This is a genomic window from Sorangium sp. So ce117 (genome assembly GCF_051524395.1).
Taxonomy (GTDB): domain Bacteria; phylum Myxococcota_A; class Polyangia; order Polyangiales; family Polyangiaceae; genus Sorangium; species Sorangium cellulosum_B.
In genome coordinates this window covers 10,324,937-10,340,185 of the sequence record NZ_CP150309.1, presented here as the reverse complement: position 1 = coordinate 10,340,185, position 15,249 = coordinate 10,324,937, and the positions used below count along the sequence as shown (strand labels likewise).

Genomic DNA, 15,249 nt, shown 5'->3' with positions numbered 1-15,249 from the left:
GCGGAGCTTAGCACGAAGGCCTCGACTTCCGTTAGGAATTCAAACCTGGATCCACGGATGGGCCGGTCGGACCGGCACCGAGCTTTGTCGGCTCGCTGGCGTTGTGTCGGCTGGCTCGTCGGTTCCATTGGCTCCGGCGGATCCATCGGGTCCGTCAGTTCCGTAAGTTCCGTAAGTTCCGTCGGTCTCGTCAGCTTTGTCCGCTCCGACGGAGCGTGCTTCCGCTGCGCCCGGGGATCTGCAGAGGAAGATCGAGGGCCGGACACGGTCCTTGCGGAGCTTGCCGAGGCGCTCCCAGCACGACCACGTTGACGAGCGGCCACCCGCACCGGAGAAGAATAGCGTGGAGCCCATGAATACCAAACAGAACGGTGCAGGGACGTCTCCGATTTCTGAGGAGCGGCCGGCCGAGTCTGCGCTGTCCGCTGCAGCTGTCGAACCTGTCGCGCCGCCGCCGTCCACCGTGGAGGATCTCGCCGAGGGGTGCGTGCGGTTTGTGGAGCGCGCCCTCGGCGTACGGCTTGACTATCGGCCGGAGACCTTGCCCGTGCTCGACCACTACCTCGAGCAGGCGCGTGGTGCGACGTCGGAGCGGGTCGAGACCTTGCCGATGATCGCGCACATGGCGGGCGCTTACTTCGGCGAGGTGATCCGGCGTCGGCACGCGTCGTGGTGGCGCCTGGATGGCGAAGATCCGACCTACTGGCAGGTGCAGTTCGGGTCGGTTTACCTCGCGTTCAGCCCCGTCCTCTTCGTGCGCGAGGCGCTCACACGCGGAGATCGGGCCGACGCCGCGCTGGACCTTGCAGAGGACTCCCTGAGCGGCGATCCGGCGGCGCTGGAGCTGGAGGACGACGATCGCGAGGCGGTCGCGGCCAGGCTCGCGGAGCTGCCGTCGGTCTCGGAAAACGAGTACTACGCCCCCTCGACGCGGCTCGAGGTGATCGACATCGCCGTGGACGCGATCCGTTCGCGTCGGCTCGCGGCCGGCGAGGAGACCGACACCGCGCTCGATCCGGGCGACTACGAGCGCAGCGGCGACTGACGCGGGTATCGCGGCGCGCGGTCCGCCCACGCTCGCTCGGAGGCGCCGCGTGGACGTGCTCCGGAAGCGGCGACCGGTGGTATCGTCGCTTCCGTGTTGTGGGTCCTCTTCGGGCTGTTGTTCCTCATCTCGTGGGCGGCGTACTTCACGTTCGACCTGCCCACCGCGATCCCGATCGCGACGAGCGTCGTCATCGCGCTCGCCGCGATCGCGCTCTTCGTGTACCGCCGGATCAACGCGCGCCGCGCAGCGTCTGCGCTTGAGCGGGCCATCGTCCAGCAGGGAGCGCAGCAGGCGCTCAACGCGCGGCCCGAGCGCCGCGCCGAGATCCAGGAGCTCCAGCGGCAGGTCCAGGGCGGCATCAGCGCCCTGAAGAGCTCGAAGCTCGGCAAGGGGAAGGAGCACGGCAACGCCGCGCTCTACTCGCTGCCCTGGTACGTCATCATCGGCCCGCCCGGAGCGGGGAAGACGACGGCGCTGAAGCACTCCGGCCTCGTCTTCCCGTACGCGCACCCGAGCAACGGCGGCGGCGTGCGCGGCGTCGGCGGCACCCGCAACTGCGACTGGTGGTTCACCAACGAGGCGATCCTCCTCGACACCGCGGGGCGCTACACGACGGAGCAGGACGACCACGAGGAGTGGATCGCGTTCCTGCAGATGCTCCTCAAGCACCGCGCTCGCCGCCCGCTCAACGGCATCCTGGTCGCCGTGAGCGTGGCGGATCTCATCGACGCGAGCGAGCAGCAAGTCGAGCTGATGGGGAAGAAGCTCCGCGCGCGCATCGACGAGGTGATGACGCAGCTCCACATGGTGCTGCCCGTCTACCTCCTGTTCACGAAGTGCGACCTCATCGCGGGCTTCTCGGAGTTCTTCGGCGACATGCGCAAGAGCGACCGCGCGCAGGCGTGGGGAGCGACGCTCAAGCTGAGCGCGGACAAGGCCGACCCGGGGAGGCTCTTCGACGCCGAGTTCGACGCCCTGGCGAAGCAGATCCACGCCCGCTCGCTGAAGCGGCTCGTGATGGAGCGCAGCCGCGAGGCGCGCGAGCGCGTCTACCAGTTCCCGCTCGAGTTCTCGGGTATCCGGCGGAACCTCTCCGATCTGGTCTCGACCGTCTTCATGGTCAACGCGTTCCAGGGGACGCCCATCTTTCGCGGCTTCTACTTCACGAGCGGCACGCAGGAGGGCAGGCCGCTCGACCGGGTCCTCCAGCGCATGGGCCAGGCGATGGGGATCCGCACGCACGAGGCCGCGGCGCAGCAGAACGTGGAGTCGAAGAGCTACTTCCTCCACGACGTCTTCATGAACGTCGTCTTCCCGGACGGGGACATCGCCGCCAGGAGCGCGAGCGAGATCCGGCGTCAGCGGCTCGTTCGCGGCGCGATCAGCGCGGCGGCCGCGGCGCTCGGGGTCATCCTCGCGATCCCCAGCGTGGTGTCGTTCGCCAACAACCGCGCGTTCCTGCGCGACGTGGAGGCGGACGCGCGCACCGTCAGCGCGCTCCGATGGGAGGACACGCGACCCCTCTCGGAGAAGCTCGCCGCGCTGCGGCCTGCGCTGGATCGGCTGAAGGAGATCGACAAGGCGCGCGAGGAGGGGCCGCCGGACGGGAAGGGGTGGACGATGTTCCAGGGCGAGACGGTGTACCCGCCGCTCGTGCACGTCTACGTCGCCAGCCTCCAGAACGGCTTCGTGATCCCGTGCAAGCAGCGGCTCGAGGATCGCCTCAAGCTCGCGAAGGGCGACCACTACCTCCGCGAGCGGAACGACCTCAAGCTGTACCTGATGCTGAGCGACGTCGAGCACCTCGACGTTCCGTGGGCGAAGGACAGGTTCACCTCGCTCTGGGCCGAGGTGCTGCGGGCGACCTCGAACCTCACCGAGACCGAGCTGAAGAAGCAGCTCGAGCGGCACGTCGAGTACTACCTGACGCTCATCAAGGAGAAGCGGGTCACGCCGATCGCGCGCAAGGAGGATCTGGTCGCGAGCGTGCGCGCGACGCTCCAAGCCGTGCCGCCGCGGAAGCGGTACTACGACTTCTTCGTCAACGCGATCATCGAGGAGAAGTACGACGAGACGGGTGACAACAGCCGCGCCAACCGCAAGTACCCTCCGCACACGCTCGGCGACATGTTCGCCGACCGTCCCGCCGTGCTGAAGATCATCGGCAGCAAGCTGTACGCGAAGGAGAAGCGCTGGAAGGAGGTGGACGGTCCGTACACCGAGAGGGGGCACTTCGCGGTGCTCGAGAGGCTCGAGAGCGGCGCCGACAGCTTGATGGCTGAGCGGTGGGTCGTGGACCTCGCGCCCGGCGAGGAAGCCTCGATCAACAAGAACCTGGACGGCCTCGCGGCCGACTACGACGTCAGCTACATCGCCCAGTGGACCGACTGGATGGCGGACCTCACCGTGCGGGTCCCGGCCAACCTGAAGGAGGCAAAGGAGACGTACCAGGCGCTCACCCAGGCGGATTACCCCTACCTCCGCATCCTCCGCGCTCTCGAGGACAACACGCAGTGGAAGCGGGATCGCAGCGCGATCGAGGACTCGGCCCTGGCCAAGCGGGGGAAGGAGTACCTCGATCGAAAGATCGAGCAGAAGACGAGGCTGAAGGTCCCCGTCAACGTGAAGCTCATAAGAAACCGGGCGAGCTCGGTGCCGGATGAGTTCAAGCGGACCGTCGAGTTCGGCGTGCCTGCCGCGCCGAGCGGCTCGGCGCCGATCACGGACACGCCCCTGGCGAGGTACATCTCGTTGCTCAGCGCTCTTCGCGACGAGATCCAGCGCCTCGAGGATCTGAACCCCAACGTCGACGCGCGCCTCATGGCCGATCGTTTGGTCGAGGCGACGCGACAGGCCGACGCGCTCCTCCAGCCCTTCGACGAGCGGGCCAAGACGTTGCTCCGGCCGCTGTTGCTCACCCCGATGCAGGTGGTGGCGGCGCGGCTGCCGCCGCTCGCCGCGGTGTCGCGCTTTCCCGCGGCGGCGCCTGCTGCGGGCCCGCGCTGAGCCACGCGGCGCGGTTCAGAGCTCGATGCGGATCTCGTCCCGGCCTGGTTGCACCGCGCCGGTCGCTGGATCGAGCGTGAGCACCATCTCGATCGCGTCCTCGCCATTGTCGCTGTAGTACCGAGGGCGCACCCCCATCGCGGTGAAGCCGAGCTTCCGGTAGAGCCGGATCGCTGCCCGGTTCGAGCGGCGCACCTCGAGCAGGATCAGCCGCACTTGCTGCTGCCGTGCATACTCGAGCGATCGATTCATCAACGCCGTAGCGAGCCCGCGCCGCCGCGCGGCCGGGCAGGTGGCCACGTTCAGCACGTGGAGCTCGTCGGCGACGTGCCACGCGATGAGGAAGGCGAGCGCGCGCCGCTCTTCGCGCGCGACCCAGCAGCGCGTCCAGGGGCGGCGCAGCTCTTCTCGCGCGGAGAATTGCGGCACGTCGAAGGCCGCGGACGCGACCGCGTCGATCTCGTCGAGCGCAGCGTCGTCCGCAGCGTCGGCCGTCAGCTGGCTCAGCGAGGCCGAGGGCCTCGTCGCGTCGCGCTTCACCTCGCCACCTCCGTGGGACAGCCGGAGACGATCTGGACTTGCCCCACCCGCCCGCTCTTGAGCTTCGTGCATGCTTCCCCGAGGAGCTCGACGAGCGCGGGCGACTTCCAGCGCCAGCCGTTCTCCGGGTCGTAGGCGACCAGCTCGTCGTCCAGGTAGACGTTCGTCTGTCCCGTCTCGGGAGGCGGATCGACCAGGTCGAACTCGCAGGAGACGACGATGCTGGCGATCTTCGAGAGGACGTTCCCCAGCGTATCGAGGTTGTCCACCTTGAAGTAGAACGGGCTCACGAACTGCGCCGCGCCGCCGGCGAGCGCCATCTGGTCGAGGACATCGCCGTAGAACTCGCTCCCCGGGATGCCGACGACATAGACCTCGATCCCGCTCGCCGCGAGCCGCTCGATCGCGGCGACCGTATCGTCGCGATCGAGGCACCCTTCGGGGCCCGAGGGGCCCAAGGGCGAGCAGCAGTTCTCCTCGGGGTCGGGGCACTGCTGTTCGATGTTGGCGATGCACCCGTCGGCCTCGCAACTCGCCGAGCTGTTGCAGTTCGGACCGCCGTCGGTCGCGAGCACGACGATGGTCTTGCCGGGGAGCTCGACGAGCTTCGGCGTCAGCGCCGCGAGCGTCGCCGCGGTAGGCGTGCCGCCGAGGGGCGCGGCCCGCGTCGCCGCGCGGAACCGCGATGTCGTCGTCGAGCCCTCCTGTCCCTCTGCGAAGGGAGCCCCCGGCGTGACGGCGAACACCTCGCCGCCTGGCCTGCACGGCGCCTCGTCGGTCGCGTCCAGGGGGAACACGGCGGCGCCGACGTTGATCAGCGGGCCCAGGTTGCGCACGAGGTCGACCGCGGCGTCACGGACCCGGTCGTATCGGGTCGCGTTCGAGCTCGAGGAGGCGGGGCTGAGCATGCTGCCCGACGCATCGAGGACGAAGTAGATGTTCGGCGCTTCGGTGATCTCGACCTGGTGGATCCGGTTGCCGCAGAGCCCACCCGCATCCGCGGCCGGTGGTCCGCTCGGGTCTTCGGTGTCCGGATCGAACCCGTCCTCCGGCTCTTGCGCCTCCTGACCGGTGCCGCTGCGCGGACGCTGCTTCGCGACCTCGTCCTCGCATGCGGTCATCGCCGCGCCGCCGAGCGCGAGCGCGGCTCCGATGCAGAAGAGCACGCCGCTGGCGCCGGCTCGCTGCTTCACGGCCGTCTTCATGGCGAGCAGCGTATCACGCCCGTTCGAGCCGGCAGCGCCAGCGCGGGCGCCGCCGCGCGCGTTCAGGGCTCGCGGTAGAACCTGGGCACGCGGCGCGAGATGCTGGTCAGCACCTCCCAGGCGATCGTCCCCGTGAGCCCCGCGATCTCTTCGGCGCTGATCGTGCCACGCCCGAGCGGCCCGTCCTGCGTTCCGAGGAACACCACCTCATCTCCCAGGCGTGCTCCCGGTACATCCGTCACGTCGAGCATCGTGAGATCCATCGACACGGCGCCCGCGATCGGCGCGCGTTGACCGCGCACGAGGGCGGCCCCGCGGTTCGAGAGCTGGCGGCTCAGGCCGTCGGCGTACCCCATCGGCACCGTGGCCACGACGCACTCCCGGGAAGCTTGCCAGGTGTGGCCGTAGCCGATCCTGTCGCCCTTCGCGATCGTGCGCAGCGCGACGATCTCGCTGCGCACCCGGATGACCGGCTTGAGGTCGGGCGCGAGCCCCGCGCACGGCGATATTCCGAAGAGCGCGAGCCCCGGACGGACGATGTCGAGCCACGCCGCAGGGAGGCGCAGCATCGCCGCGCTGTTCGAGGCGTGCCGCACCCGCGGCGTGAGGCCGAAGCTCTTCGCTCGCTGCTCGATCTCCCCGAAGAGGCGCATCTGCTCGATCGTCACGCCGAGATCGTCGGCGTCCGCGCACGCGAGGTGGGTCATGAGCCCGTCGAGCTTCACCTCCGGGTGCTTGGCGAGCGTCGCGAGCACCGCCTCGATCTCCGAGCTCGCGGCCCCGAGCCGTCCCATGCCGGTGTCGACCTTGAGATGGACGCCCACGCGACCGCGCTGCTCGATCCGCACCACGCTCGCGAGGCGCTCGATCTGGCCGGCGTCGTAGACGACGGGCACGAGATCGCGCGCGATGATCTCCTCGAACCCGTCGCGCCGCGGGCCGTAGTAGCCGCCCATGACGAGGATGGGCAGCCGGATGCCGGCGTCTCGCAGCTCGATGGCCTCCTCGAGCAACGCGACGCACAGGCCGGGGATCCCTGCGCGCTCGAGCGTCCGTGCGACCGCAGGCGCGCCGTGGCCGTACGCATCGGCCTTGAGCACCCCCCAGATCTGCGGCTTCGTCGCGCCGGTCAGCCCTCGCTCGAGGACGCGCAGGTTGTGCCGCAGGTGCGCGAGGTTCACCTCGGCGCGGGTCGGCCGCACGGCGTCCGCGGGCGCCGCTCGCCGTGGCCGCAGCACCCGCATGGGGCCTGCGCTTGCACCGAGCCCCTCGAGGGGCGACGCCGCGCCGTTGCGATCAGGAGTCGTGCTGCTGAGCTCTTTGGGCGCGTGCGAAGCGGACATCGTGTACGCCGATAGCTCTACGCTCGATCGCGGGTCAAGATTCCAGGCCATCTTGGTGTGACAAGGTGAGGCATCTGCGCGGAGAGCAGACGACGTCGATCAGAAGCATCGACGCATGCACCGCGTGTACTTGCCGGAGCATCCTTTTTCGCAGGCGGCGGATTTGCAGTCGTCCTGGCATTCCTTCCAGTCCGTCTGGCACGACGCGCTGCACTTCGCTCCCGGCGGTGCAACCTCCTCCGCGGTGTTCGACGCCGAGGCCGCAGCGCCGCCGTCGTTCGCGTCTGGGTCTGCGCGGGCCTCTTCCATGGCCGCCGGCGCGGCCACGTCGGCGGTCAGGAGCCTGGGCGGCGGAGCGAGCGCGCTGGTCGGCTCAGGCACGGCAGGGGCTCGGCTGCTCGGCGGAGTCCACTCGCCTTCGTCAAAATCACTGGCGTGGCTGAGCTGCCCGGCCCGCAGCGTGGCGTACTCCACACGGTCGCGCGTCTGGCCGAACGTACAGAACTGAAGCCACTCGTCCCAGCACGCGCGCCGCAGGGTCGGCTTGACGTCGGCCAGCGAGTCAAGCGCCATGCAGTGCTCGAAGCGTACGTCCCCCTCGTAGACCGCGTTGATGCTCGCGCCGCATGCGGTCACCGAGGCGGCGGCTAGGCAGAGGAGGGTCCTGAACCGCACGTCGTAGAACACCGATAGCAGAAAAGCTCGGCCCTGGTGCCGGGGCCCGTCCTATCCGCCGCGAACCAGCCGGTCGCCCGGTCGAGGTGCTCTCCGGTTGAACTTTGTCCTGTGATGCCGTACGTTGCCGCCCCTTCGCACCGGCGGCGGCGGCACAACGCCCCCGCGCCGGGCGCCTCAACGGAGCCTGTTCATGTTCCTCATGCTGTCGAAAGGTCCTCGGAAGACCACGCGCTCCAAGTCGAAGCGCCACCGGTCCAAGCTGAAGGCGAAGAACCGCAACCGGCGCAACCGCATCTACCAGCGCGCCTGATCGTTGTACCGAGCGCGAGCGAGTCCACGGACTCGCTCGCTGCGCGTTCTTCGATCCAATCTCTGGGGCCGGCCCTTGGAACCTAGGGGCCGCCCTTCTTCAGCTCGGTCAGCACCAGCTTGGCGACCGCCTTGAGCGTGTCGAACACTCCGACGCCGGTCCGCGCGACCCCCTCGAAATCGGGGACGTTCGTCGGGTTGAGTAGCGAGCGGAGCTCCTCGACGGTTCCGATCTCCGGCAGGTCCCGCTTGTTGTACTGGATGACGTACGGGATCTTGTCGAGCGAGTAGCCCTGCTCGCCCAGGTTCGTGCGGAGGTTCTCCACCGACTCCTGGTTCGCCTCGATGCGGCCGAGCTGAGAGTCTGCCACGAAGACCACGCCGTCGACGCCTTTCAGGATGAGCTTGCGGCTCGCGTCGTAGAAGACCTGCCCCGGCACCGTGTACAGGTGGAACCGCGTCTTGAAGCCGCGGATCTCGCCCAGCGCGAGCGGGAGGAAGTCGAAGAAGAGTGTCCGGTCGGTCTCCGTGGCGAGGGAGATCATCTTCCCCTTCGCGTCCGGGTTGGTGCGCTCATAGATGTACTGCAGGTTCGTCGTCTTGCCGCAGAGACCCGGGCCGTAATAGACGATCTTGCAGTTGATCTCGCGCGCCATGTAATTGATGAAGCTCATCGACCGCGCTCCTAGTCGTTGAAGAGGTTGTCGATGTCCTCGTCGGTGATCTCGGCGAACGGCGAGTCGGCGCCCGGCTCCTGCACCTTCTTGAGCAGCGCTTCGAAGATGTGGTTGAGCTCCTCGCTCGCCTTTCGCACCCGGAGCCTCACCAACCCGAGGCTCGACTTTGAGTCGAAGATCACCACGAGGATGACGCGGTTCCCGACCAGCTGGATGTGGATGTTCGCCTTTTCACCCTCGTGGAACTGAGTGGCGAACTCGTTCTCCTTGAGGAGCTTCGCCATCCCGCCCGTAGCGGCGATGTTCCCCGCCGTCAGCGATGCGAGCGACGTGGTGTCGAGGTTGTCGACGTCTCCGCTCGCGGCGATCAGTTGCCCGTTTTTGTCAACGATGAAGACGACCTTCGCATTGGCGTCCTTGACGAGGCGATCCACCACGCTCTGGATCTGATTGAATTCCTCCTCGTACATCACCATCTGAGGGTTGACCATCGTTCCTCCGCCAGCGCTCTCGCGATGGGGCCCTGGGCATTGCGGGCTCTGTCGCCCTTGTCATCACCGGGCGCCGCACGTGCGGTCCCCGACCATCGTCATCCAACTGGCTTCCCGCTGCGCGGGCTTGCCTTACCACCGGTACCACGTTCGCGGCGTGACGCTCGCTGCCTTGGGACTTGCATGGCTGGTTCGCAGCGCGCAGTGCGGCTGCTCCTCGACCGTGCACCCGTACATCTTGGGACGTTTCTATCCGAAGCAGGTGCGGCGGAGCAAGGCGGCCCTTTCTGGAAGTTGGAGGATCGCACGGCCGAACCTCGCCGAGCCTTGCCGGACCCCGACGGAGCTCGCTCCCCCTGCCCCCAGGGGAGGCTTGGTTCCGGACCTTTTCCAGGCGCCTGTCCGCCCGGATCTCCCAGAAGGCCTGCATGATAAATATCGAAGATTGCTATTGTTTCCTTTGTTGAATGCGGTCGGACGGCGCTGCGCCCTCCTCCGGGGGCGCCGGTGTGGGGCGCGCTGCGTGTCATCGCTCTGTACCCGGCAGAAGATCGACAAAATTCGCGGGATCGGCGCGCGCGGCGGGGCGAGCTCATGAAGGTGCGGCCCGATGAACGCGGCCCGGGGGACGACCTCCTGCCGGCGTGCGTTCCGCCGGCTCGTGGGCAGCTCCCTCTTGACCTCGGCCGGTGCGACGCCTCTGCAGCCATGGCTTGTGCTTGACCGATGGCTTCGGCCACGGGATAGCGCCTCGGATGCGTGACGTGCTCAGCCGGGCCGAGCCCCGTGAGATCGAGCTCAACCCGGGGACGACGAGGGGGCGCTCCTTCTGCGCGCTCACCGTGGGGACGGCGGCCTTGGCGTGCGCCATGTCGCTCGGCGCCGACGCGCGCGCGGAGCTCGGCGCGGTTCACCCTGAGGTGCTCTCCGCGCACGCGGCTGTCCGCGCGGCGAGGGGCCCCGAGGTCTACGCCGAGTTACGTGAGCTCTGGCGCACGTGGGACCGCGCGGACCCGACCCAGGTCGAGGAGGCGATCGCGTCGATCGCTGAGGCCGGCGCGACCAGCGCGCCCACCCAGGTCTATGCGGAGCTCCTCTCGGCGTACGCGCGCAGGCGTCGAGGTGATCTCGACGGAGCGGTCGCGAGGATCCAGAAGCTCGGGTTCATCGGACGCTGGGCGACGATCGGACCGTTCGACAACGAGAACAAGGGGGGCTTCGAGCGGGCGTTCGGGCCCGAGGAAGATCTCGAGCAGCCGGTGGCTGCGGGCAGGACGTACGACGGCAAGGCGCGCGCGGTCCGCTGGCGCGTGCCCCCCGAGGCGCCGCAGTACGGGTGGTTTGATTTCGGCGACTTCATTCGTCCGGTGGAGAGCGTCTGCGGCTACGCGACGACGTTCGTCCGCGCGAAGGCCGGGACGCGCGCTCCCCGGCCGATCTCGATCTGGGTCGGGGCAGACGGGGCGTTCAAGCTGTTCTGGAACGGCGCGAAGGTCCTGGCCGATCCAGGGTACCGCGAGCTCGACATCGATCGGTTCGCCGCGCCTGTGACGCTGCGGCCCGGCTACAACCGCCTGACGGTCAAGGTCTGCGGAGGCGCGTCGGCGCCCAAGTTCGCGCTGCGCATCGGCAACGAGAAGGGGGCGCCGGATCTTGATCTGGATGTGACCTCTGACATCGGAACCCAGGTCACGGCGCCTCAGGGGGAAGCCGCTGACGCGAGGCGCGCGGGCGGGGCGCGGGCGCAGGCTGGAGGGCCAACCTCCGGCGCGAAGCTCGCCGCGCGCGCGGCTGCGATCGAGGGGCCGATGCAGGCGTTCGAGCGAGCCGCGAGCGCCGCTCGGCCTTCGCCCGCCGTGCTGGAGGCGTTCGCGCGGTACCTCATGCTCACCGGCGGCGACGCCGAGGGGGAGCACAGAGCGCGCGATCTCGCGCGGCGCTCCGCCGAGGCCGAGCCGAGCGTGCGTCGCTACCTTCTCGCCGGTCAGCTCTCCGAGGACAGGAACCAGCAGCGCGCGTGGATCGAGCGCGCCGCCGCGCTCGCGGGCGGTCGTGAGGACATCGACGTCCTGCTCTCGCAGGCTCGGCTCGCGCAGACGAGCCCGAACTGGCGGGAGGCGGCTCCGATCTACGAGCGCATCCTGGCCTCCGATCCCGATCATGTCGTGGCCGTCCTCGGGCTCGTGGACCTCTACGTGGAGGCTGGGCTGAAGCGCACCGCGCTCGCCACGCTGGAGCGGGCGCTCGCGCGCCAGCCGAGCAGCGTCTCGCTCCTCCGCGCCTCGGCGGCGCAGCTGCGCGCGCTCGGGCGCGACACGGAGGCCGCCGAGATGGAGGCGCGCTACGCCGCGCTGCGGTTCGACGACTCGAGCTTCCTTCACCAGCAGGTCGAGCTCGCGGTGGCGCGCCGCGATCCTGCCGGCGCGGAGCGCTGGATCGAGCGCTTCCTCCGCAGCGAGCCCGACTCCGTCTGGGCCCGCACGGTCGCGGCGCGCACGTACCGCGCGCTCGGCCAGGGCGATCGCGCCCTCGCGGCCCATCAGCGCGCGCTCGCCATGGCGCCGGAAGACATCGGAACGCTGCGTGCGCTCTCGGACCTCTACGGCGAGGAGGGAAACCGAGAAGCGCAGCTGGAGATGCTGCAGCAGATCCTGGCGATCAGCCCTCAGGCGAAGGATGTGCGCGAGTACATCGAGCACATCGAGCCGCCGAGGCCGCGCGCCGACGAGGCTTACGCCTGGGCTCCCGACCGCTTCCTCCCGATGCGGCGCAATGCTGACCGGCAGTATCCCAAGCGCACGCTGCGCAACCTGACGGTCACCACCGTCTTCCCGAACGGCCTGGCGAGCCGGTTCCGGCAGGTCGTCTTCCAGCCGCTGACGGACGAGGCTGCGGCGAGCGCCCGGCAGTACGCGTTCGAGTACCAGGCCGATCGCCAGACCGTGAGCCTCCGTGCCGCGAAGGTTTACCGAGCAGACGGCAAGGTCGACGGGGCGATCGAGAGCGGCGAATCAGGGGCGAACAACCCGGCGCTCGCGATGTACACATCGGCGCGCACGTTCTACGTCAGCTTCCCGCGGCTCAACGCCGGCGACGTCGTCGAGCTGCGCTACCGCGTCGATGACGTCAGCCCTCGCAACGAGATCGCCGATCACTTCGGCGAGATCGAGTTCCTCCAGGGGGATGAGCCGATCGCCAGCAGCGAGTACGTGCTGATCACCCCGAAGACGAGGCAGTTCCACCTCTTCGCGTCCGACCTCCCTGGCCTCGTGCGCGAGACCAAGGAGGACGCCGAGCGGCGCATCTTCCGCTTCTCTGCCGCCTCGGTGCCGCCGGTGGCGCCCGAGCCGGCGATGCCCGCGTGGTCCGAGATCCTCGCGCACGTCCACGTCTCGACCTTCAAGACCTGGGACGAGGTCGGCTCCTGGTACTGGGGCCTCGCGCGTGAGCAGTTCGATGTGGATGATGAGGTGCGCAAGCGGGTGCGCGAGATCACGAAGAACCTTGCCGACGATCGGAGCAAGGTCCGCGCGATTTACAAGTACGCGACCGAGACGCGCTACGTGGCGCTCGAGTTCGGCATCGAGGGGATTCGCCCGAGGAGGTGTGCGCAGACGCTCGCTCGTGGGTGGGGCGACTGCAAGGACAAGGCGACGCTGATCGTCACGATGCTCCGCGAGATCGGCATCCCAGCGACGATCGTGCTCGTGCGCACCCGCATGCGAGGCGACATCGGGCCGGAGCCCGCGAGCCTCGCGCCGTTCGACCACGCGATCGCGTACGTGCCGTCGCTCGACCTTTACCTCGACGGAACGGCGGAGCACTCGGGCTCGACCGAGCTTCCGATCATGGATCGCGGAGCGATGGCGCTTCAGATCAACGAGGGCAAGCCGAAGCTCGTTCGCCTCCCGGAGCCTGCTCCCGAGGCCTCGGTCGTGCACCGGACCGTCGACATCGCCGTCAGCGCTGACGGATCGGCTCAGCTCGGGGTCGACATCCAGGTGTCCGGCGCGTCCGCGCCGGAGTGGCGGACCCGCTACATGGCCGAGGGGACGCGCCGCGACCGCGCAGCTCGTGACCTCGCCACGGACTTCGGGGCGGTCGAGCTGGCCCCTGGGAAGGCCGGGGTCGAGGTGAACGATCTCGAGGACATCGAGCAGCCGGCGAAGCTGCGGGCTCGGGGAAGAGCCGTCGCGCTCGCTCGAAGGGAGGGGGACAGCCTGTCGGTCCCGGCTGTCCCGACGCAGCGCCTCGCCACCGAGTTCGCGTCCCTCTCGGCGCGCACCCGCGACGTGATCATCCCCGCGCTGACCACGCGCCGGGATGAATGGACCATCCGGATCCCTGCCGGGTGGCGTATCACAAGGGCGCCGCTGCCCCAGGACGTGGACACCCCCTTCGGCAAGTTCTCGCTCTCGGTCGAGCAGTCCGCGGGGAAGATCGTCGTCCGCAGTCAGATCTCCCTCACGAAGTCCCGGATCAAGCCGTCCGAGTACATGGCCTTCCGAACGTTCTGCGAGACGGCGGACCGCGTCTTCGGTCAGCGGGTGGTGCTCGGAAAATGAGCGTCTGAGTGAGCGACGGAGCGACGCCCTGACCCCAGGCCCTCCGGCGCGCCGACCGGCCCCTAGCCGCTGCCTGGACACTTGACAACCCCACGCCGGATCGCCATAAAGCGCCCCTTCTACGCATCCCTGCGGCGCAGAACAGCCTCTCCGGTGGTTCGGAGCGGTGGCCGCCGGGAGCGATAGGCATTCGGATCGAGGGCATCATGCCGAAGATGAAGACCAACCGCGCCGCGGCCAAGCGCTTCAAGGTGACCGGCTCCGGCCGCATTCGCCGCAGCAAGGGCGGGCTCAACCACTGCATGCAGGAGAAGAGCAAGAAGCGTCTGCGTCGTCTCCGCAAGAACGACATGGTCGACTCGGCGATGGAGAAGCGCGTCAAGCTGCTTCTTCCCTACGGCTGACCCTGGAGCAGTGAGGTAAATTACCGATGCCGCGTGTAAAGAGAGGCTTCAAGGCCCGTCGCCGTCGCAACCGTGTCCTCAACCAGACCGAGGGCTACTTCCTCGGCCGAAAGAACCGCTTCCGCCAGGCGGTCGAGGTGCTCCGCCACGCCTGGGAGTACGGCTACATCAGCCGCAAGCTCAAGAAGCGGGATTTCCGTCGCCTCTGGATCACCAGGATCAACGCTGCCGCGCGCCTCAACGGCACGACTTACTCCCGCCTCGTCAGCGGGCTCAAGAAGGCAGGCATCGCCCTCGATCGGAAGATCCTCTCGGAGATCGCGATCCACGATCCTGCGTCGTTCGGCGCCGTGGCGAAGCTCGCTTCGCCCGCAGCGGCGAAGTGACGGCTCCGCGGGGTGGTCTTCAGCCCGCCGTTCGACCACCCCGATGCGGAACGGCCGAAATTGGCCAAGGCCGTCCCCTTCCCTCGCAAGTGCCCGATTATCGTACTATTTCGTATTTTTGACTCGTCTCCGCTGCGAGCGATCCGACGGGTTGCATCGCAGACGTAGAGTTCGGGCGCATCCCTCAGGCGGGGACGTGCGGCTGCCGTCGCTGACGCTGATCAGCATCGTCAGTGTGAGGCGATTAGGCACCGAGCAGATGCGCAGCGTGCATTTCGTGCGCACCTGCTATGCACCGCCGATGGCACTCTATGATCGCGTGGTCAGGGTAAACTCCGACCCAGCCCAGTCCGCTGGCGACTGGCCGACCGATCGTTGTCTTTCAAGGGGCCCTGCGTCCCCAGCCGAGGCCTGACCAACCTAGGGCGTGATCCCGGTCCCCTCCCCGGGGATAGACTTAGCGACTAATTACGCTAAGGATGAAATAGTTGCAGGAATTTCCAACTTTCCAGGCGGTCTGTCGCGAAAAATAACCTTCTCCGCCTTCGTCCGTCGGGTGAGGGCTCGACATTGCCATCGGGAGGCCCAGGTTCAGGA

The 15,249-nt window shown here is 68.4% G+C and carries 11 protein-coding genes; 5 read left to right on the top strand and 6 right to left on the bottom strand.

The features are described from left to right. Positions 1–352: 352 nt before the first annotated feature. Together WMF46_RS38710 and tssM are read left to right on the top strand one after the other, a co-directional pair. Entirely contained in the window at positions 353–1,045 is a 693-nt protein-coding gene (locus WMF46_RS38710) for a hypothetical protein (RefSeq protein WP_437981815.1), read from the top strand. Positions 1,046–1,138: 93 nt separating this feature from the next. Next, complete coding sequence (tssM, locus tag WMF46_RS38705; protein ID WP_437981814.1) at positions 1,139–4,054, top strand: type VI secretion system membrane subunit TssM; 2,916 nt, start codon at positions 1,139–1,141, stop codon at positions 4,052–4,054. A gap of 15 nt (positions 4,055–4,069) precedes the next feature. Here the strand turns inward: tssM and rimI are convergent, their stop codons facing one another. The 6 genes from rimI to WMF46_RS38675 form a co-directional block, all read right to left on the bottom strand. Beyond that, positions 4,070–4,594 carry a ribosomal protein S18-alanine N-acetyltransferase gene (gene rimI, locus WMF46_RS38700; protein WP_437981813.1) on the bottom strand — a complete coding sequence of 175 codons (525 nt, stop codon included), beginning with the start codon at positions 4,592–4,594 and terminating at the stop codon, positions 4,070–4,072. Next, on the bottom strand, positions 4,591–5,799 hold the full coding sequence (locus WMF46_RS38695) for a vWA domain-containing protein (protein ID WP_437981812.1): 1,209 nt from the start codon (positions 5,797–5,799) through the stop codon (positions 4,591–4,593). The genes rimI and WMF46_RS38695 overlap by 4 nt, the downstream gene beginning before the upstream one ends. Before the next feature lie 62 nt (positions 5,800–5,861). Then, complete coding sequence (alr, locus tag WMF46_RS38690) at positions 5,862–7,142, bottom strand: alanine racemase (RefSeq protein WP_437981811.1); 1,281 nt, start codon at positions 7,140–7,142, stop codon at positions 5,862–5,864. A gap of 99 nt (positions 7,143–7,241) precedes the next feature. Continuing rightward, positions 7,242–7,829 carry a hypothetical protein gene (locus tag WMF46_RS38685; protein ID WP_437981810.1) on the bottom strand — a complete coding sequence of 196 codons (588 nt, stop codon included), beginning with the start codon at positions 7,827–7,829 and terminating at the stop codon, positions 7,242–7,244. A 383-nt stretch (positions 7,830–8,212) separates the two neighbouring features. Then, the gene (locus WMF46_RS38680) at positions 8,213–8,803 is read right to left on the bottom strand and encodes a GTP-binding protein (RefSeq protein ID WP_437481258.1); all 591 of its coding nucleotides are present in this window, start codon (positions 8,801–8,803) and stop codon (positions 8,213–8,215) included. A gap of 11 nt (positions 8,804–8,814) precedes the next feature. Then, complete coding sequence (locus WMF46_RS38675) at positions 8,815–9,297, bottom strand: roadblock/LC7 domain-containing protein (RefSeq protein WP_012239856.1); 483 nt, start codon at positions 9,295–9,297, stop codon at positions 8,815–8,817. 755 nt (positions 9,298–10,052) lie between these two features. Here WMF46_RS38675 and WMF46_RS38670 point away from each other — a divergent pair. The 3 genes from WMF46_RS38670 to rplT all read left to right on the top strand — a co-directional run bounded on the left by WMF46_RS38670 (position 10,053) and on the right by rplT (position 14,652). Next, positions 10,053–13,862: a DUF3857 domain-containing protein gene (locus WMF46_RS38670; RefSeq protein WP_437981809.1), complete on the top strand. Its 3,810-nt coding sequence runs from the start codon at positions 10,053–10,055 to the stop codon at positions 13,860–13,862. 206 nt (positions 13,863–14,068) lie between these two features. After that, entirely contained in the window at positions 14,069–14,266 is a 198-nt protein-coding gene (gene rpmI / locus WMF46_RS38665) for a 50S ribosomal protein L35 (RefSeq protein WP_012239854.1), read from the top strand. A gap of 26 nt (positions 14,267–14,292) precedes the next feature. Beyond that, positions 14,293–14,652: a 50S ribosomal protein L20 gene (rplT, locus tag WMF46_RS38660; protein WP_012239853.1), complete on the top strand. Its 360-nt coding sequence runs from the start codon at positions 14,293–14,295 to the stop codon at positions 14,650–14,652. The last annotated feature ends 597 nt before the right edge of the window (positions 14,653–15,249 follow it).